Annotated in this window: 12 protein-coding genes; 4 read left to right on the top strand and 8 right to left on the bottom strand. The window is 76.5% G+C overall.

Features of this window, described 5'->3' with window-relative positions:
- Complete coding sequence (locus tag IE308_RS03515; protein ID WP_190216531.1) at nucleotides 1-1329, bottom strand: SGNH/GDSL hydrolase family protein; 1329 nt, start codon at nucleotides 1327-1329, stop codon at nucleotides 1-3.
- A gap of 171 nt (nucleotides 1330-1500) precedes the next feature.
- The gene (locus IE308_RS03510) at nucleotides 1501-2013 is read right to left on the bottom strand and encodes a DUF1360 domain-containing protein (RefSeq protein ID WP_110634332.1); all 513 of its coding nucleotides are present in this window, start codon (nucleotides 2011-2013) and stop codon (nucleotides 1501-1503) included.
- Nucleotides 2014-2239: 226 nt separating this feature from the next.
- Between IE308_RS03510 and IE308_RS03505 the strand changes: the two genes are divergently transcribed.
- Together IE308_RS03505 and IE308_RS03500 are read left to right on the top strand one after the other, a co-directional pair.
- The gene (locus tag IE308_RS03505; RefSeq protein WP_190216530.1) at nucleotides 2240-3484 is read left to right on the top strand and encodes a polysaccharide pyruvyl transferase family protein; all 1245 of its coding nucleotides are present in this window, start codon (nucleotides 2240-2242) and stop codon (nucleotides 3482-3484) included.
- Nucleotides 3485-3581: 97 nt separating this feature from the next.
- On the top strand, nucleotides 3582-5027 hold the full coding sequence (locus IE308_RS03500; RefSeq protein ID WP_190216529.1) for an FAD-dependent oxidoreductase: 1446 nt from the start codon (nucleotides 3582-3584) through the stop codon (nucleotides 5025-5027).
- 21 nt (nucleotides 5028-5048) lie between these two features.
- On the opposite strand, the gene IE308_RS03495 is transcribed toward IE308_RS03500, so the two are convergent.
- Nucleotides 5049-6665: a right-handed parallel beta-helix repeat-containing protein gene (locus tag IE308_RS03495; RefSeq protein ID WP_190216528.1), complete on the bottom strand. Its 1617-nt coding sequence runs from the start codon at nucleotides 6663-6665 to the stop codon at nucleotides 5049-5051.
- A 209-nt stretch (nucleotides 6666-6874) separates the two neighbouring features.
- On the opposite strand from IE308_RS03495, the gene IE308_RS03490 reads away from it, so the two are divergent.
- Nucleotides 6875-7882 carry a sigma-70 family RNA polymerase sigma factor gene (locus IE308_RS03490; protein WP_190216527.1) on the top strand — a complete coding sequence of 336 codons (1008 nt, stop codon included), beginning with the start codon at nucleotides 6875-6877 and terminating at the stop codon, nucleotides 7880-7882.
- A gap of 51 nt (nucleotides 7883-7933) precedes the next feature.
- The gene (locus IE308_RS03485) at nucleotides 7934-8452 is read left to right on the top strand and encodes a GNAT family N-acetyltransferase (RefSeq protein WP_190217350.1); all 519 of its coding nucleotides are present in this window, start codon (nucleotides 7934-7936) and stop codon (nucleotides 8450-8452) included.
- Nucleotides 8453-8459: 7 nt separating this feature from the next.
- On the opposite strand, the gene IE308_RS03480 is transcribed toward IE308_RS03485, so the two are convergent.
- The 5 genes from IE308_RS03480 to IE308_RS03455 all read right to left on the bottom strand — a co-directional run bounded on the left by IE308_RS03480 (nucleotide 8460) and on the right by IE308_RS03455 (nucleotide 18166).
- Nucleotides 8460-9002: a DUF6069 family protein gene (locus tag IE308_RS03480; RefSeq protein ID WP_190216526.1), complete on the bottom strand. Its 543-nt coding sequence runs from the start codon at nucleotides 9000-9002 to the stop codon at nucleotides 8460-8462.
- A 242-nt stretch (nucleotides 9003-9244) separates the two neighbouring features.
- Complete coding sequence (locus tag IE308_RS03475) at nucleotides 9245-14200, bottom strand: AAA family ATPase (protein WP_190216525.1); 4956 nt, start codon at nucleotides 14198-14200, stop codon at nucleotides 9245-9247.
- A 31-nt stretch (nucleotides 14201-14231) separates the two neighbouring features.
- Nucleotides 14232-15107 carry a hypothetical protein gene (locus IE308_RS03470; protein WP_190216524.1) on the bottom strand — a complete coding sequence of 292 codons (876 nt, stop codon included), beginning with the start codon at nucleotides 15105-15107 and terminating at the stop codon, nucleotides 14232-14234.
- A gap of 92 nt (nucleotides 15108-15199) precedes the next feature.
- The gene (locus IE308_RS03465; protein WP_229908683.1) at nucleotides 15200-16822 is read right to left on the bottom strand and encodes an aKG-HExxH-type peptide beta-hydroxylase; all 1623 of its coding nucleotides are present in this window, start codon (nucleotides 16820-16822) and stop codon (nucleotides 15200-15202) included.
- A gap of 138 nt (nucleotides 16823-16960) precedes the next feature.
- Nucleotides 16961-18166, bottom strand: a complete 1206-nt coding sequence (locus tag IE308_RS03455; protein ID WP_190216523.1) for an FxsB family cyclophane-forming radical SAM/SPASM peptide maturase — start codon at nucleotides 18164-18166, stop codon at nucleotides 16961-16963.
- Nucleotides 18167-18251 lie beyond the last annotated feature (85 nt).

The raw sequence follows: 18251 nt of genomic DNA, 5'->3' as shown, positions 1-18251 counted from the left end.
TTACCGCGGCTGCCCCCGGAACAGGCCGAGCGGTACGGCCTGGGCCAGGGCGCGGTAGCCGGCCGGGTTGAGGTGGAGGTGGTCGCCGGTGTCGTAGGCGGGCAGGAGCCGGCGCGGGTCCTGCGGGTCGCGGACGGTCGCGTCGAAGTCGACGACCGCGTCGAAGGTCCCGCTGGTGCGGATCCACCGGTTGACGGCCTGGCGGGCGGACTCGCGCAGGCCGTCCGGGTCGTCGTAGGCGTGGCCGGTCAGCGGCGTGAGGGTGGCCCCGTAGACGCGGATGCCCTGGGCGTGGGCGCGGGCGACGATCTGCCGGTAGGCGCCGACGAGTTCGGCGGTGATCTGCCGCATGGCCGCCGGGGTCGCCTCCGCGGTGCCGATGTCGTTGACGCCCTCGAAGACGAGGAGCCGGTCGACGCCGCTGGTGGCGAGGACGTCGCGGTCCAGCCGGGCGAGGACGTTGGGGCCGAGTCCGTCGCGCAGGACGCGGTTGCCGCCTGCCGCCTCGTTGACGAGGGCGACGCCGGCCGTGCCGCGGTCGGCCTGGAGGCGGGTCAGCAGCTGGTCCGGCCAGCGGTCGTTGCCGTTGGTGGTGGAGCCGCGGCCGTCGGTCAGCGAGTCGCCGAGCAGGACGGTGGCGGAGGCGGGCCGCCGGGCCAGCGTCTCGACGCCGCTGAGGAAGTACCAGTGGTCGACCGGGGTGGCGCCGGTCAGCTCCTGGTCGTCGAGGTGGTTCCCGTCGACCAGGTACGACGTCGTGCGCGACCCCGGGTGCGAGGTGATGTCCGTGGAGGCCTGGCCCCGCTCCAGGTAGAGCGTCACGGTCAGGTTGCTTCCCGGCGGGACGTCGAGGTCGAGCGGGTCGCTGACCGCCTGCGCGCCCTTGGGGATCTCGATGCCGGGCTGCCCGCCGAAGGTCACCGTGCGGCTGCTGCCCGGGACCACCGCGCTGACCCCGGCCCGCCCGCCGGCCGGCAGCGCCACGGACACGCCGGTGATCGGCAGGCTCGTACCGCCGAACGCGTTGGAGAACCGCAGCCGTATCCGCTCGCCGCCGAGCGACAGGTGGACCGTCTGGCGCAGGGTCGTGTGGTCGAGGACGCGGTCGGTGCCGGTGAACGGGGCGGGGGGCATGTTGCCCGGCTCGGTCAGCTGGGGCATGGCCGACCAGGTGTGCACCCAGTGCGCGCTCGCGGCCGCCGGAGCGGAGAGCCCGGGCGCCCGGGACGGCTCGCCGCGCGTCGCGACCAGGGTCGCGGGGACCACGGCGCAGGCGACCGCAACGGCCGTCGTGACGGTGAGACCGGCCAGCGATGTTGCTCGCTTCATGAAGGAGATACCCCCGCCCGAAAGTTTCGTCAGGCCGACCGCACGAATGCGCGGCGCCGGACGGAACCTAGGGCTACGGCATCGCTATGGTCAAGAGGGCGTATGGACGTTGATGCGACGTCACCATCGAAATGGGCGGAGCGAAACTTTCGTTGCCGGTCCCGACTGACCTCAGCCCTCCCCGGCCTCCTGCGTCGTGCTCCACGCGTACTGCAGGCCGTCCGCGACCGTCACCGCGCCCAGGCCCGCGCACACCAGGCGCGTCGCCCGCGGCACGGCCACGTAGGAGCAGACCAGCGCACCGGCCACCCAGGCAGCCGTGCAGAACGGGCAGGAGATCAGCTCGCCCACCGCGCGGCGCACCCCGCGGCCGCGAGGGGCGTCCATCACCTCACTGCCTGGCCCCTCCTCCTGCCGGCGGGTGAACGGCGCCCTCAGGAAACTGGTCACCTTGTCCCTGGTCAGCAGCCGGGACGCCTTGAACGTCGCCACGCCCAGCAGGGCCACGTCCCACGGCGGCACCCGGTCGGGCACCCGCACCCCGCGCCGCCGCGCCGCCGCGGTGAACACAGTGGCACCCGTGGCGTACGCGCCGGCCAGCGCGGCATAGCCCGCGAGGGGGGCCTCACCCCGGTCGGCGTAACGGTCACGCTCGTCGTCGTGGCGGGATTCCCGCTCCGTCATGAGAAGTGCTCCCTTCGCAGGCCCACGCCCCGCACCCGGGGTCCGCGGCACCGCCCGAGTGCCCCGGCGGCCGCCCGGCCACACACTGGGAGGGACGCCGGACCTGCCCGGGGTTTCCCTCCCGCACGCGCGGGCAACCCGGGCCCGGCCCCACCCCGTACCGCCGACGCGTTCCGCACCAGCGTCCGAGACAGCCGCCCCACGGCCGCACGAACAGGAGTCCCGGATGACACCCTCACAGCCCCCGCCGCTCGCCCCCACCGGGCTGCCCCCGGACCTGCGGATCGGCCTGCTCGGCTCCTACGGCGGGTTCAACATCGGCGACGAGGCGATCCTCACCTCCGTCCTGAGCTGCCTGCGCAGCCACCGGCCGCGCGCCCGGCTCGTCGTCTTCAGCCGCGACGCCGCGCACACCCGCGCCCACCAGCCCGAGGCCGACGAGGTCGTCGACTGGGAGAACGTCCCGCAGCGGCCGGTCCTCGACGCGCTCGGCGGACTGGACCTGCTGGTGCTGGGCGGCGGCGGCATCCTCTACGACACCGAGGCCCGCCGCTACCTGCGCCTCGTCCGCGCCGCCCAGGTCCGCGGGGTGCGCACCTTCGCCTACGCCGTCGGCGCCGGCCCGCTGCGCGACGCCGAGGACCGGGAGGCCGTCCGCGCCGTACTGCCCGCGATGGACGACATCGTCGTCCGCGACGAGGAGTCCCGGCTGGTCCTGGAGGAGGTCGGCATCGAACGCGACCTCACCGTCACCGCCGATCCCGCGCTGCTGCTGCCGCCCGAGCCGTTCACCGAGGACATGCTCCGCAACGAAGGCCTTCCCACGGACGTCCGGCTCGTCGGCATGAGCGTGCGCGAACCCGGCCGGGCCGCGGAGAAACTCGACGAGGGCGACTACCACGCCCTCCTCGCCGACGTCGCCGACTTCCTCGTCCGGCGACTGGACGCGCACGTCGTCTTCGTCCCGATGGAACGCCACGACGTACGCCACGCCCACGGCGTCCTGTCCCGGATGACCGCCCCCGACAAGGGCCGCATCCTGCACAACGCCTACAGCCCGGGCCAGATCCTCGGGTTCATGAACCACCTGGACCTGGTCGTCGGCATGCGCCTGCACTTCCTGATCTTCGCCGCGCTGTCCGGGCTGCCCGTGCTGCCGCTGCCCTACTCCGGCAAGGTGTTCGACTTCGCCCGCCGGATCGGCGCGCCCGCGCTGGTCGGCGTGGCACGCGAGCAGGCCGGGCTGCTGCTGGCGGAGGTGGACCGGCTCTGGGACGAGTTCCCGCAGCGCCGCGACCTCCTGAACGACCGCATCCGCCAGCTGCGCGAACGCTCCCGCGAGACCTGCGTGCGCTGCGGCGTCGTCCTCGACGCCCTGGAGGCGCAACGCGGCGACCTCACCGCCGTACAAGGAGGCCTGCACCTGTTCGGGGACGCACTCGGCGCGCGCGAGGGCAGCGCCGGGGCGTGACCCGGGCGGATCCGGGGCAGCACCCGGACCGAGGCGACCGGCCCGGACGCGGGCCGCGACCAGCCGACCGGCCGCACGGCCGAGACGGGGAGAAGCGATGCCGATCCTGCAACCGCCCGGACAGCCCCGCACCGTCACGCTGCCGCCACGCGCCGCCCGGCACGGCGGCCGCACCCACGTCCTCGTCGTCGGCGGCGGCCCGGCCGGCACCGCCGCGGCGCACGCGGCGGCCGACGCCGGCGCCGACACCGTCCTGGTGGAGCGCTACGGCTTCCTCGGCGGCAACGCCACCGCCGCCCTGGTGATGCCGCTGATGTCCTTCCACAACGAACAGAAACAGGCCGTCTTCGACAGCGACGGCCAGGACAACCGGCTGCTGCCCTCCGACCACGGCGAGGGCGAGCCGGTCGTCGCGGGTTTCCTGTGGCGGCTCCTGGACCGTCTCACCGCGCGCGGCGGCTGCATCCCGCCCTCCCTGGACACCGGCTACACCGTCCCGTTCGACCCGGAGATCTTCAAACTCGTCCTCCTCGACCTGCTCGACGAGGCGGGCGTCCGGCTGCTGCTGCACGCCTTCGCCTCCTCCGCGCTGCCCCTCGACGACGGCTGGCGGGTCGTCTTCGAGACCAAGTCCGGCCCGGTCGTGATCGACGCGGACGTCGTCGTCGACGGCACCGGGGACGGCGACATCGCGGTCGCCGCCGGAGCGCCGTACGAGGTCGGACGCCCCGAGGACGGCCGCGTGCAGCCGATGACGCTGATGTTCCGCATCGCCGACTTCCACCCCGAGCGGTTCGCCGACTACGTCCACGACCACCCGGACCAGTGGCGCGGCGTGCACGGCCTGTGGGACCTCGTCGAGCAGGCCACCAAGGACGGCGACCTGCGCCTGTCCCGCGAGGACATCCTCTTCTTCGGCACCCCCCACCCGCACGAACTCAGCGTCAACAGCACCCGCGTCACGGGCGCCCTCGGCATCGACGTGTGGGACCTCACCCGCGCCGAGGTCGCCGCCCGCCGCCAGCTGGAGCAGATCGACCGCTTCCTGCGCACCCGCGTCCCCGGCTTCGAGGAGGCGTACACCGTGCAGAGCGGCACCCAGATCGGCGTCCGCGAGACCCGCCGCATCCTCGGCGACTACCACCTCACCGGCCACGACATCCTCGGCGCCCGCTCCTTCCCGGACGTCGTCGCGCACGGCGCCTACCCGGTCGACATCCACAACCCGCGCGGCTCCGGCACCGTCCTCAAACGCGTGCCGCGCGGCCGCTTCTACGACATCCCGCTGCGCTGCCTGCTGCCGAAGGACACCGACCGGCTGCTGGTCGCCGGGCGCTGCATCTCCGGCTCCCACGTGGCGCACTCCTCCTACCGCGTCATGCCCATCGCGATGGCCACCGGGCAGGCCGCCGGCGCCTGCGCCGCGCTCGCCGTACGGCGGGGCACGACCCCGCGCGAGGTCCCCGCCGAGGCCGTCCAGGAGGAGCTGCTGCGCCAGGGCGCCCGCATCCAGCGCACCGCGGACCGCGAGGTACGGGTCTGACCTCCGGCGCCGCCGGAGGGCTCAGGTGTCGTTGTCGTCGCCCCAGCGGACGTCCTGCGGCGCGCTGTCCAGGCGTACCGGCTCGGCCGCGTTGCCGGTGAAGTCGTTGCCCGACACCCGGCCGCCGCTCCAGCGGCCCGCGCCCGTCACCCACAGGCCGTGGGTCTGGGTCCGGTCGGGCTGGTCGTCCCACACCCGGTTGTCCCGCACATCGGCCCGGAACAGCTCGGCGTCGACGGTGATCCCGGCGCGCGGGCCGGGGGAGTCCGGCAGCCGGTAGGCGGTGCCGGGCGGGGGCGGCCCGTCCTCCCAGGCGGTGCCGGCCCCAGGCCGGATGGGGGCCAGCGCCAGCTCGGTCGCCGTGTTGTACATGACCAGCGCGCTCCGCCCGCCGACCGTCACCCGCTTCCCGCGGTGCCCGTCCGGCGTCCAGTCGGCGTGCTCGTCGGTGAGGAACAGCCGCGAGCAGCGCACCCCGTCACCGCCGCCCGCCGCCGCGGGGGCACAGCGGCGGCCGTTGCCGCGGATCCGGTTGCCCAGGACCGCCGGATCGCGCACGGCGGCGTCGAAGCGGACACCGTCGAGCGCGTTGTCCCGGATGTCGTTGGACTCCAGCACGACGTCCGCCGCCGGTTCCCGGTCGCCGCCCGCCAGGTTGTGCTCCCAGTGGCCGTACCGCCCGTTGTTGCTGATCCGGTTCCCCCGGAAGGCGTACGGGCCGGGCGTGTTGCCGAAGCCGATGCCGTCGCGCACATTGCCGTCGATCACACAGCCGGTGACGATGCCGCCCCGGCCGCCGACGCCCGACGTGCCCTGCGAGGACACGTCGAACCCCGCCTCGTGGTTGCCGATCATCGTGCACGACGTCACCAGCAGACCGTCGGCGCCCCAGTCGGAGATGCCGAACCGGTTGTCCTCGGTGTGGCAGGCGGTGATCCGGATGCCGCGCGGCGGCGGCCACTTCTCCTGCTGCAGCTCGACGAAGATGCCGTTGGTGCCGTTCCCGGTCGCCGTGCACGCCGTGACCGTCAGCCGCTCCACCCGGCCCCAGCCGCCGATGCCGATCCCGATGCCCGCCCCGCCCATCTTCTCCCCGGGGTCCTGCGCCCCGCACCGCTCGGCCAGCACCCCCTCCACGACGGTGTCCTGGAGGAAGTCGCAGCCGAAGCCGGTGGCCCCGGTGTCGTGGATGTACAGGTCGGTGAACCGCCCCCGCAGCACGTACTGCAGGCCGAGGCCCTTGGCGAGCGGGTGGTACTCCGTCGTCCGCGCGCCCGAGCCGTCGATCTCCAGGTGCGCGAAGGTGACGTCCGCCAGATGCCGCTCCCGGCTCGCGCCGTGCTCCTGCGCGGTGAACCAGGCCAGCGGCACCGGGTCGGCGGGGCTGCCCGGGTTGCACAGCACGAAGCAGGTGGCCCCTCGGCCCTCCCCGATCAGCGACACCCCGCTGCGCCACACGACCGGCCGGTCCCGGATCACGTACCGCCCCGCCGGGACGCGGATCGTGCGGGGCCGCCCGTCCGCCTCGTAGCCGTCGCCCAGCGCGTCGACCAGTTTGGCCAGGGCCGGCTGGTCGTTGCCGGTACCGTCGCCCACCAGCCCGTACGCACGGGCCTCGACCGTCAGGGGGAGGGACATCGGGGGGCTCCTTCCGTACGGGGGCACGTCCCCGAGTACCGGAGATCCGCCCCGCGCATGCGTCGCCCGGCCGGCGGACCCGCGGCGGACGCCGCCCGGGCCGCGCGCGTCGTCGTACGCCGCTCGCGCCACCGGCTCCGCGCGTGGTTCACGGGAGGCCCGCCGGGTACCCGGGGCGCCCGGAACGCGACAGCAGGAGGAGTGGGACGATGCCTCCCCAGGCACGAACGGCCCCCACGACCGGCCGCGCCGCCCCCGGCCGTGCCACCGGCCGACCGGCCCGGCGGCGCGACCCGGCGGGCATACCCGGCGACGAACCCGATCTGCTCGGCCAGTACCTGGCGCAGATCGCCGCGACGCCGCTGCTGGACGCCGCCGGGGAAGTACGGCTGGCGCAGCGCATCGAAGCGGGTGTGCGGGCCCTGGAGGAACTGGAGCGGACCGCGCCGGCGGAGGGGCGGCGGCGGGACCTCGAAGCGGCCGTGCGCGACGGGCAGGCCGCCAAGGACCACATGGTGCGGGCCAACCTGCGGCTGGTGGTCGCGATGGCCAAGCGGCACGCCCACCGCGGGCTGCCCCTGCTGGACGTCATCCAGGAGGGCAACCTCGGGCTGATCCGCGCGGTGGAGAAGTTCGACCACACCAGGGGCTTCAAGTTCTCCACGTACGCCACCTGGTGGATCCGCCAGGCCATCGAGCGGGGCATCGCCACGCACGCCCGCACGGTACGGCTGCCCACCCATGTCGTGGAGCAGCTGCACAAGCTCGGCAAGGTGGAGCGGCGGCTGCACCTGGCGCTCGGCCGGGAGCCCACCGTCGAGGAGGTCGCCGCCGAGGGCGGCCTCGCCGAGGACAAGGTCGTCTTCCTGCGCCGGGTCGGACGGGACGCGCTCAGTCTGGACATGCCGGTGGACGACACCGGTGAGACGGTCGTCGGCGACCTCATCCCCGACACGGAGGTGCTCCAGGCGCCCGAGGTCGCGGAGTTCCAGGCCCTGGCGCGGGAGCTGCGCGAGGCCGTCGGCACGCTGGCGCCGCGCGACGCGATGATCCTCAGCCTGCGCTACGGGCTGCACGACGGCCACACCCGCACGCTCCAGGAGGTCGCCCGGCACGTGGGCCTGACCCGCGAACGCGTCCGCCAGCTGGAGAAGCAGGCCCTGGCCCGGCTGCGGGAGCAGGAGACCGGCGAACGCCTGGTGTCCTGGGCGGGCTGAGGGCCGGAAGGCCCGAGGACTGACGGTGGCGCGGGGTACGGTTCCCGGGTGGTGCTGCTGCGTGATGTGACGGAGGACGACGTCGAGGCGTACGTCCGGATGCGGTGCGACCCCGCGATGATGGCGGGGCTGGGCGGCCCGCTGCCCCGGGACGGCATCGCCGACAAGGTACGCCGTGACGCCGCCAAGGCGGCCGCGGACGCCGCCTGGATCAAGATGATCGTGCCCGACCCGGCCGTGCCCGAGGCGGTGGCAGGCTCGGTGGTCCTGTGGTCGCACGACGGCGCCGAGGGGCCGCTCTCCGAGATCGGCTGGATGGTGCTGCCCGAGTACCAGGGCCGCGGCCTCGGCAAGCGGGCCGTGCGCACCCTGCTGGAACGGGCCCGCGACGAAGACCGCTGGGGCGACATCCACGCCTTCCCCGCCACGGCCAACGGCCCCTCCAACGGCATCTGCCGCTCCCTGGGCTTCCGCCTGCTGGGCGAACGGGACGTGGACTTCGCGGACCGCGTCCTGCGCAGCAACCACTGGGTGATCGACCCGGCCACGGACCTGCCGTCCTCCCGCTGAGGCCGCCTCACCTGCCGCGGCGCAGGGCCCCGCGGCCCACCGCCGACAGCAGGGCCCCGACGGTGACGCCGACCGCGAGCCGCACCACGGCGGAACCCACCTTCTCGCCGGGGCTCGCCGCCGTGCCGAACGGCAGGAGCACCAGCGCGGCCGTGGTCAGCGTGACCAGGCAGGAGAACAGGCGGCACGGTCGCCGGACCGTCAGCGCCAGCAGGTGCAGCACCCCCGTCGCGCCCAGCGCGGCGGCCGCGGCCGTCACCGCCGGGACCGTGGCGGAGGTGTTCGCCGGTACGCCGTCGCCGGCCGGCCCGAACACCGACACCCCGAACACGCCGCGCACCAGCAGCACCGCCACCACCGCCGTCAGCCCCGCCACCCCCGCGGTCATCACGCCGCCCGCCCACAGCCGCCCGGCGTTGAGCCGCGACGGGGGAGGGGACGCGGACGCGGGCGGGGGCAGGGGCGGGGGAGAGGGCTGCGGCGCGGTGTCCGCTCGGACGGCGTCGTACGACGCCCAGCCGCCGGCGCGTGGTCCGTCCGGTGTCTCCACAGGGGCCTCCTCGCTCGGTACCGCGGGCGGTGCCCGACCCGGCGCGACCCGGCTGCCCGGCGGTCGCGCGGATACGGCACCGGACCTTCAGTGAAGAACCCGCACGGCCCGCCTGCATGCCGGAGCGGTGCGCACGGGCGGGGTTCACCCGGACGGCCCCCTCGGGCGTGCGGGACAGCGGGAGCCGGGGGCCGGGGCCGGGGGCCGGACGCCAGGAGCCCGGCCCGGGCGACGGGCACCCCCTAAGCCGGCTGCCCCGCCGTCCAGCCGAGCGCGGCCGTGCCCGCGGTGTGCGCCACGGCGATCCCCTCCGGGCAGGCGGCGAGCGCCGTCACCGCGCCGGGCAGGTGGTACGAGGGCCGCAGCTCCGTACGCGCCGCGAGGTCCCAGAACGCCAGCCGGCCGTCCTCACCCCCGCCGACGGCCACCACGGTGCCGTCCGCGAGACGCGTCGTCGCCAGGACGTTCACCCGGCGTTCCAGCCCGGTCAGATGCTCCGCCGCCCCGGGCGCCGACAGGTCCCACAGCCGGACCTCGCCCCCCGCCCCGCCCGCGACGACCACCGCACGGCCGTCGGGCAGCGCGGCGGCGGCCACCGCGTGGACCGGCGGGCCGGTGCGCGTCAGGACCGTGATCGGCTCGCCGGAGAGGAGATCCCACAGCAGGACGGCGCCCGAGTCGTCGGCGCTCACCGCGGCGGGGGGCGCACCGGGGACGTCCGGCGTGGTGAGGGCGCGCAGCCGGCCGGCATGCCCCGGGAAGACGGCCAGCAGCTCACCGGTCGTCAGATCCCGGACGGTCGCCGTCCCGTCGTCCTCGCCCGCGACCAGCACCGCCCGGCCGCCGGGCAGGGAGGTGACGGCCGGCGTCCGGATCCGCCGGGAAGGCCCGGCGAAGGAGCAGGCCAGGGCCCCCGTCGTCAGATCCCATGTCCGCACCACGCCGTCACGTCCGGCCGTCACCGCCACCCGGCCCAGGTCCTGCAACTCGGCGGCGGCCATGGCGCGCCCCCACGGCACGGGAGCCGGGAGGGCCAGCCGGAACCGGCGCCTGCCGGTGGTGAACTCTCTTGCCTCCAGCGTCTGTCCGTCCGCAGTGACCAGCAGGGCGGGCCCCGTACGCGGCACGCACAGCGCGACGGCGGCGCTCGGACCGCCCCACCCGAGGGCCGTACCGTCGACGCCGGCCGCCCCCGCGCGCGCCTCCCCCTCGGCGACCGCGACCCCGTCGGGAGCTGCCTCTCCGCCTGCCTCTCCCGGCGTCACGTCCCACACCACCGCCCGCCCGTCCCCGCCGCCGCTCACCACGACCAGGCGGTCCTCGACGCGGCCGACGGCGACGTCGTACACCCCGGAGGGATGCGCGGCGAACCCGTGGGTGCGGACGCCGGTGCCCAGGTCCCACACCGCCACCCGGCCGTCGGCGCACCCGGCGACGACGAGGCCCGCCCCCACGTCCCCGGAGAGCGCCACGCACGTGATCACGCCCTGCCGACCGGGCAGTTCCCGCACCGGACGGCCCGTGTCCAGGTCCCACACCAGCAGCCGGCCCTGCCGGTCCCCGCTCACCGCGAGGCAGCGCCCGCCGGCCCGGCCCGCGGCCAGCGCGGTGATCCAGTCACGGTGGCCGGACAGCGTGTGCAGCGCGTGGCCGTCGGACAGGTCCCAGACGTGCAGGCGGGCGTCCGCGCCCCCGGTGACGGCCACCGCCCCGCCGTCCGTACGGCGGGCGAGCGCCGCGGCGCGCACGAAGTCCCCGTGCGGGCCCAGCCGGTGCAGCCGCCGTCCGGTGCTCAGGTCCCACACCATCGCCAGGTACTCGTCCCCGGCGGCCAGCATCGCCGTCCTGCCGTCCGGCAGGGTGCCCGCCACCAGCGCCCGGACCACCGTCATCGGGCTGTCCCGCGTGAACAGCAGGCGGCCCGCGTCCAGGTCCCACACCTGGACCGTACGGCCGTCCCCGGCCGTGACGGCACGGGCACCGCCGTCCGGCAGGGTGAGCGCGGTGAGCAGGGACGGGGGCGGTACGCCGTTCAGCGCGAGGCGGTGCCGCAGGGCGCCGGTGCCCAGGTCGTGGACGGTGAGCCGGTCCTCGCCGGCGCAGACCAGCAGCAGCCGGCCGTCGCTGTCCCGGACGGTGTCCGCCGCCCGCACCGGCCCGTCGATGCCGTCGAGACCGCCCAACGCCTCGCCGCGCAACGGATCCCACCGGCGCACCCGGCCGCCCGCCCAGGCGGTGACGACCGCCTTGCTCCCGGTGCGCGCCCGGCGTTCCGCGCCGGTGGTGGTGGCGGTCGGCTCCCCCGCGCGGGCACGGGCGTCCGCTGCGGCGGTGACGCCGGCCGTGTCCCCGGAGCCCGCCGCGCCGCCCGTCTCGTGTGCCACGTCCTCCGTCCGCGCCCGGGCCTCCGGCCCGCCCGCGCCGGCGGTGCCCGCGTCGTGGGCACGGGCGTCCGCTGCGGCGGTGACGCCGCTCGTGTCCTCGGAGCGCACCGGGTCGCCCGTCTCGCGTGCCACTTCCTCCGTCCGCGCCTGGTCCTCCGGCCCGTCCGCACCGGCGGTGCCCGCGTCGTGGGCACGGGCGTCCGCTGCGGCGGTGACGCCGCCCGTGTCCTCGGAGCGCACCGGGTCGCTCGTCTCGCGTGTCACTTCTTCCGTCCGCGCCCGGGCCTCCGGCCCGCCCGCGACGGCGGTGCCCGCGTCGCCGCCGGACGCGTCCGTGAGCAGGACCCGGTGCACCGGTCCGGTGTGCGGGCCGAGGGTGTGCAGGCGGGCCGCCGCGGCCGTCCGGCTCAGGGCCCAGTGGGGGCGGACGAGCGGCGGGGGAGGGCCGGTGGCCGCGCCGAGCGCTGCCGCCAGGTCCGTGTCCTGCCATACCGCCGCCTCCAGCGCCAGCAGGTCCCGCCGCGCGGTCAGGCTGTGCCGCAGCGGATGGTGGGCCGTGGTCTGCCGGTAGACGTCGGCGTGGCGCCGGGCCCGCGCGCCGCGCGCCCGGTGCAGGTGCGGGGCGAGCCGCTCCGGCTCGGCGTGCAGCAGATGCCCCGCGTCGGACAGCAGCGCGTCCAGCGCCTCCGCGCCGGCCTCCGCCGCATGGTCGGCCGCGTGGCGCCGCAGGTACGGGTCGGCCGCCGACCAGTCCCGTACGCCGTCCACCACCGGCACCTGCTCCAGCAGAGCCCGCAGCACCGCGCCGGGGGCGGCCAGGGGCGCCATCCGGTCGGCGAGGGCCTGGTGGAAGAAGCGGTACACGGGCCGGTCACCGTCCGCGGTGCGCCGGAGGTAGAAGCGGGCGTGGTCCAGGGCCGCGCGGGTGTCGTCCGGGCGCGGCGCCGGCAGGGGGCCGCGGGCGGCCGGGGCGAGCGCCAGCGCCACCGCGTGGACCAGCTCCAGCGGCATGCCGGACCCCGCCGCCCGGCCGACCGCGGCCAGCACCGGGCCCGTCCACGGGTTCTCGGCGCGCAGGGTCCGCAGGTTCAGGTCGAGCATGCCCGGCAGGTCGAGCGGGAGACCGGCGACGGCCTCCTCGGAGTCCGGCGGATCGCCCGCGGCATGGCGGGCCCGCAGATGGGTGCCGTACAGGAACGCCGTCAGGAACGCGCCCTGCTCCACCGAGTGCGCCAGCCGGGCGGCCAGCTCCCGCGCGGTGCCGGCCGGGTAGTGCGGGTCCAGCAGTTTCTCCAGGTAGACGCCGAGGTCGTCGGCGAGGACCTGCGGGCGCTCGTCGTCGAGATCGATGCGCAGCGCGGGGCGGCCCTCCAGGACGGCCCGCAGCTCCCGCAGGGCGCCAGGCCACAGCCGGGTGCCGAGCAGCACCCGGCAGCCGGGGGCCGCACCCGGGTCCGGGCAGCCCGCGAGCGGCAGCAGCACCTCCCGCAGCAGCTCCTCCGGGTCGTCCGCCTCGTCCAGCGCGTCCACCACGACGGTCGCCCCGCCCGCCCGCGCGAGCGTGTCGAAGAGTTCCCCGGTCCCCACCGCCCGCTCCGGCTCGTACGGCGCGCCGTCCGCCGGCCCGGCGACCGCGGCCAGGATCTGCCGGTGCAGCGAATCCACGACCTGACGTGTCGTCAACTGCCGCGCGTGCACGGCCAGCAGCCGGGGGTCGGGCCGGGGCCGGAACGTCTCCAGGCCCAGCCGGGCGCGCAGCCCCTCCAGCTCCGGATGCACGCTGCACACCGCCACCCCGAGCAGCGCCGACTTGCCGGCGCCCGGGCTGCCGGTGACCACCAGCAGCCGGTCCTCGGTGCCCGCCGGGCCGTCCAGCCACTCCCGCAGCCGCGCCAGCTGCCGTCTGCGCCCGCTGAAGCGGAACACACCCGCGCCGCCCGCCCCGCCGGCCGCGCGGCCGGCGAAGTGCACGATGTCGAACCGCGGGTCGAGGGCCTGCGCGAAATGGTCCAGGCCGCCGTCCAGATGGGCCAGGTAGGCGTCCGAGGCCCGGCTGCGGTAGTACGGGTTGGCCAGGAAGGGCGGGGGCGGCAGCACCGCCGCGTCGTCCGCCGTGCGCACCACGTCCTGCTTCGGCTCGCCCCGTGCCGCGTCCGCCCGGGCCATCACCTGGTCGATCCGCGCGGCCAGTTGCTCCACGGGCACGTACCGCAGCGCGCTGCCGACGAAGACGCGGCGCTGCGCCAGGTCCTCCAGCACCGCCGCGACGGCCGTACTGAACCGCGCCCCGTAGGTGATCTCCTCGGCCGGACAGGCCGCGATCACCCAGGCCTTGCGGTGGCGCACCCCGGCCAGCTTCGCCACCAGCTGCGGGCGCAACGCCGCGCCCGCCCCGCACACGTCGAGCAGGAACAGCACCGGCCCGCCCGGACCCCGGTCGACGGTCCGCAGCAGCAACTCCACGTCGACGGCCGAGCCGTGCACGAAACCCGGGCGCGGGTCGGTGTCGGACACGGCCAGGTACAGGTCCGTGTCCACGACCAGCCCGTGCCCGCCGAAGTGCACGATCACCGGCTCCTTGCCCGCCTCCTCGCGCACCCGCCGCCAGGCGTCCTCCCACTCCCGCAGCGTCGGGTCCAGCAGCAGGTCCGCGACCCGCACCCCGGCCGCGTCGAGCGCCCGGGCCACCTCCGGCACCGCCTGCGCCACGCTCGGCAGCGGCCGCAGCACGACCCGCCCCGCGGCCCGGTCCTCCTCGCCCGAGGACGGCTGCGGGAAGCCGCCGGCGCCCACCACCAGCGCGTGCGCCGTCACGCGGCGCCCCACCTCCCGGCCGGCACGCCGCTCAGGCCAGATAGGGCGCGAGCGCGGCCGCCGTCAGACCGCCGGCGAGATAGCCGCCCAGCGTGTGCGGGTCGAACAGGCCGATGTCCGTGGTGTCGTGGTGGTCGACCGGGAAGGCGTCGCCCAGCCGCGGCGGCACCGCCACCAGGTCCCCCACGTCCGCGATGTTCACCCAGTGCCGCACCCCCGGCGGCCGCGCCCCGCGCCCGTCCACCGGCTCCGGCTCCAGCTTGCGCATCAGCGCGGGCAGGCCCAGCGGGGAGCCCAGCGTCAGCAGCAGGTCCAGCTCCAGCTCCGGATACGCGTGCAGCGTCTCGTACGCCACCACGCTGCCCAGCGAGTGCGCCACCATCACCCGCGCCCCGCTGCCGCGGACCGCCTCCGCGACCGTCTCCCGCACGGCGCGGCGCCGGGCCGGCCGCGAGGTGTAGGCGTCGGTGTCCTGGAGGGTGGCCACCACCAGCCGCGACAGCAGCTCCGCCAGCCGGTCCCGGGCCCCGGGCGCCGCACCGCGGGCCCGCCGCGCCACCAGCCGGCCGATGCCCCACCGCACCGGGGCGAGCAGCGCGGCCTGCTCCTCCACGGGCTCGACCCCGGCCAGCCGCAGCCACTCCCAGGCGTCCGCGAGCTGGGCGGCCGACAGGTCCTCCAGGCGGTCCGGCCCGGCGGACTGCTGCTCGGGGCGGTAGTCGTCGGCGAGCTGATGGGCGTAGTACGCCATCACCAGCGGCGGTACGGCGATGTGCGACAGCCGGGCCGCGGCGAGCCCCTCACGCAGCCGCTTCGCCGCCGCCTCGGCCTTCTCCTCGGCCGCCTGACGCGGCGTCAGGCCCGGTTCGGCGTTCCAGATGCCGTGCACGAGCACGACCGGTCCCATCCCCACCACCCCCAGGGTCCGGCACACGACCGGATATGCCGGGAGATGTACCCCGTGGGGATGCGGCGGCAACCCACCGACCTGATGATCCGTCAAACCCTGGGTGACGTGGTCCGGTCCAGGCTGGCCCGCCACCGCGTGCGGTGCTCCTCCGCCTGCCGGCGCGCCTCCCGGACGGCCGCCGCGGGCAGGGGAACCCGCCGCAGGCCGGTGAGGGCCGCGTCCATGACGGTGACGAAACGTCGCCCCGTGCCGGTCAGGACGTCCGCGTGGGCGAGGAGCGTGCCGGCCGCCTCCGCCGCCGCCTCCCGCCAGCGGGCGCACCGCACCTGGGCGTCGTACCGCCGCTCCGGGTCGCGGGCGGCGCCGGCCTCCACGGACCAGAACCGGGCGACGGACAGGAAGGCGTACGTGCCGTGCAGCAGCCCGGCCGGCGGGCGCGGGTCGTCCCGCCAGGGGGCGTACAGCAGCGGCTGCTCACCGGCGTCGGTGTCGAGCAGGTCGACCAGGTGCATCACGGCGACCAGCTTGCTGTGCTGCGTCTCGTGCACCAGCGTCTCGGCGAACGTCAGCGGCGAGGCGGGCCGGGTCAGCGTCACGCCGCCGAACCGCTCCGCGGCGCTCCCGCTGCGGTGCGCGCCGGCGTCCGCGGGCAGCGGCACGAGCGCGCGCAGCCCGGCCGCCACCTCACTGGCGTACCCGGGGTGCCGCACCCGCAGCAGCCGCAGCGCCGCCGCGGCCCCCGCCTGCCAGGCCCGCACCTCACCGTCCCCGAGCCGCACGCGCGGCGCACCGGCGGCGGCGACGGGGTCGACGTCGTCGAGCAGCACGGCCGACGCCGACCGCCCGGCACCGTCCGGCCCACCGAGGCCCCCTGGCGGCCCGCCCCCGCCTCGGGGCGCCCACACGACCCGCAAGGCCCACCAACGGGCCTCTCCCTCGCCCTGGAGGTCGGCACCGACGGAGGCCCGCCCCTGCGCTCGCGCACTGGTCGCCGTCGGTAGCTGCGCCTCGGCGCCGACGGCCACCTCTGTCTGCGCCTGCGCACTGTCCGCCGCCCGTATCTGCGCCACCTCCGCACCTGCGGGCGCCTTTGCTTGCGCCTCGGCGCCGACGGGCGCCTTTGCCTGCGCTTCCGGGCCGGCGGCCGTCTCTCCTCGCGCCTCCGCGCCAGGGGGCGTCCGGCCCCCCACACCCCACACCCGCACCGAACCGCCGCCCTCCGCCTCCAGCACGCCGTCCCGCAGCCGTACCGGCGAGCCGGGCGGCGTGTCGGGCAGGACCGCGGCGCCCAGGCCCGGCAGGACCGCGCCGGGGCCCTGCGCCGTCAGGGTCACCTCGGCCGGCAGACCGGCGGCGAGGGCCGCCGACGCCGTCACCTCCGCCAGCGGCAGGGCCGCCACCGGACCGGGATCCGGATCCCCCAGCGCCTGCCAGGTCGCCACCAGGCGTGGCCCCACCGACGGATGGGCCAGCACCCGGCGGGTGGCCTCAGGGGCGGCCCGCCGGGCCTGGGCGAGCACCGCGAACAGGCCGGCCACCTCCGCCGCCACGGCGCCGCCGCGCTCCCGCGCCCGGTCCAGCACCGCGCGGAGCAGCAGCAGCCGTCGGCCGTACTCCGCGTCGGCGAGCAGCCGGAGCGCCCCGGCGCCCCCGCCGCCCCGGGCCAGCGCTTCCAGCAACGACACGTCGAGCCGGAAGGCGCGCAGGGTCACGGCCGCACCTCCGGTACGGCCTCCGACCGGGCAGTGCCCACGGTCACAGCCGTACCTCCGCCACCGGGCACCGCGGGTGGTGCCGTCCGCCGCGCCCGTCGGCGGGCAGCCGGACGTCCCGCCGCACGGCGCCCCGCGTCACGGGCACACCTCCGGGACCGCGGCCGCCCGCCCGCGCAGGCGTTCCGTGTCGGACGCCACCCGGCGGTGCACATGCCGGATCAGGGCCGCCAGGTCCGGGCAGTACACGCTCGGATTGCGATGGCCCGTGCCGTCGGCCCGGTAGCGGTGCGCGTAGTGGCCGCCGCCGCACACCGGCAGCAGCGCGCACGCCCGGCACGCCGCTGACAGCCCCGCCGCCCCGGCCTGACGCACCGCCACCTCCGGGTGGTCCAGTGCCCGGTCGAAGGGGTCGCGCGCGACGTGCAGGCCCGTACCGGCCGCCCCCGCGTACGCCACCCGCAGCGTGTCGTCCAGCGCGATCGACCCGTCCGTCTCCACCACCAGATACCGCACCGGCTCCAGCCCCAGCCCCTCGGTGCGGGAGCGCCCGCCCAGCACCAGCGAGACCAGGTCGTGCAGCACCCGCACCTCGGTCTCCCGCTCCGGCGCGCCGTACCAGCGGTCGAAGACCGCCGCCAGCCAGTCGCCGTACGGCGTGTCCGGCCGGCCCGGCACCCGCCCCGGCGGCGGCGCCGCCCAGGTGCCCAGCGGCAGCAGGAAGTCGACCATCGGCGGGCGGTAACGCAGCAGTTCCTCGTACGTGGCCACCGGGTCGTTGCGCAGGTCCACCGTGCACAGCAGCCCCGCGAACAGCCTGCGGTGCGGCCCCTCGGCCAGCCGCCGCACGGACTCGGCGACCCGCCGGTGACTGCCCCGGCCGCCCGGCCGCATCCGGTGCCGGTCGTGCGCCGCCCGGTCCCCGTCCAGGCTCACCCCGACCCGCACGTCCAGCTCGTCCAGCAGCTCCAGCCACGCCTCGTCCAGCCGCAGCCCGTTCGTCTGCACGCACAGCTCAAGCGCCACCCCCGGCCCCACCGCGCCCGCGATCTCCGTGACGGCGCGCCGCAGCAGTTCCCGCCCCGCAAGCAGTGGCTCCCCGCCGTGCAGGGCCACCGTCAGCGCCCGCAGCCCGTGCGTCCGGGCGTGCTCGGCGATCCGGCGCGCCGTCCACGCGATCACCGCAGGGGACATCGCGCGCGGCTGCCGGCGCCAGCTCTGGTCCGCGGCCCGGTACATGTAGCAGTAGTCGCAGGAAAGATCGCAACGGCTGTGCAGTTTGAGCACGAAGGTGTGGAACGGAATCAGCGCGGGACTTTCCAGCCACTCCGTTTCAGCGCCCATGGAACTCCCGTCGGATCTCCGCCCGGATCCCCCGCGCGAACGTATTCGCGACAGATGCCGGGCCGCCGTGGCGCGCCGCCGTCAC

Origin of the sequence: Streptomyces griseosporeus (genome assembly GCF_014656055.1) — a bacterium.
Lineage (GTDB): Bacteria > Actinomycetota > Actinomycetes > Streptomycetales > Streptomycetaceae > Streptomyces > Streptomyces griseosporeus.
Note: the sequence above shows the minus strand (reverse complement) of the source record. Positions and strands in the feature narration are given on the sequence as shown.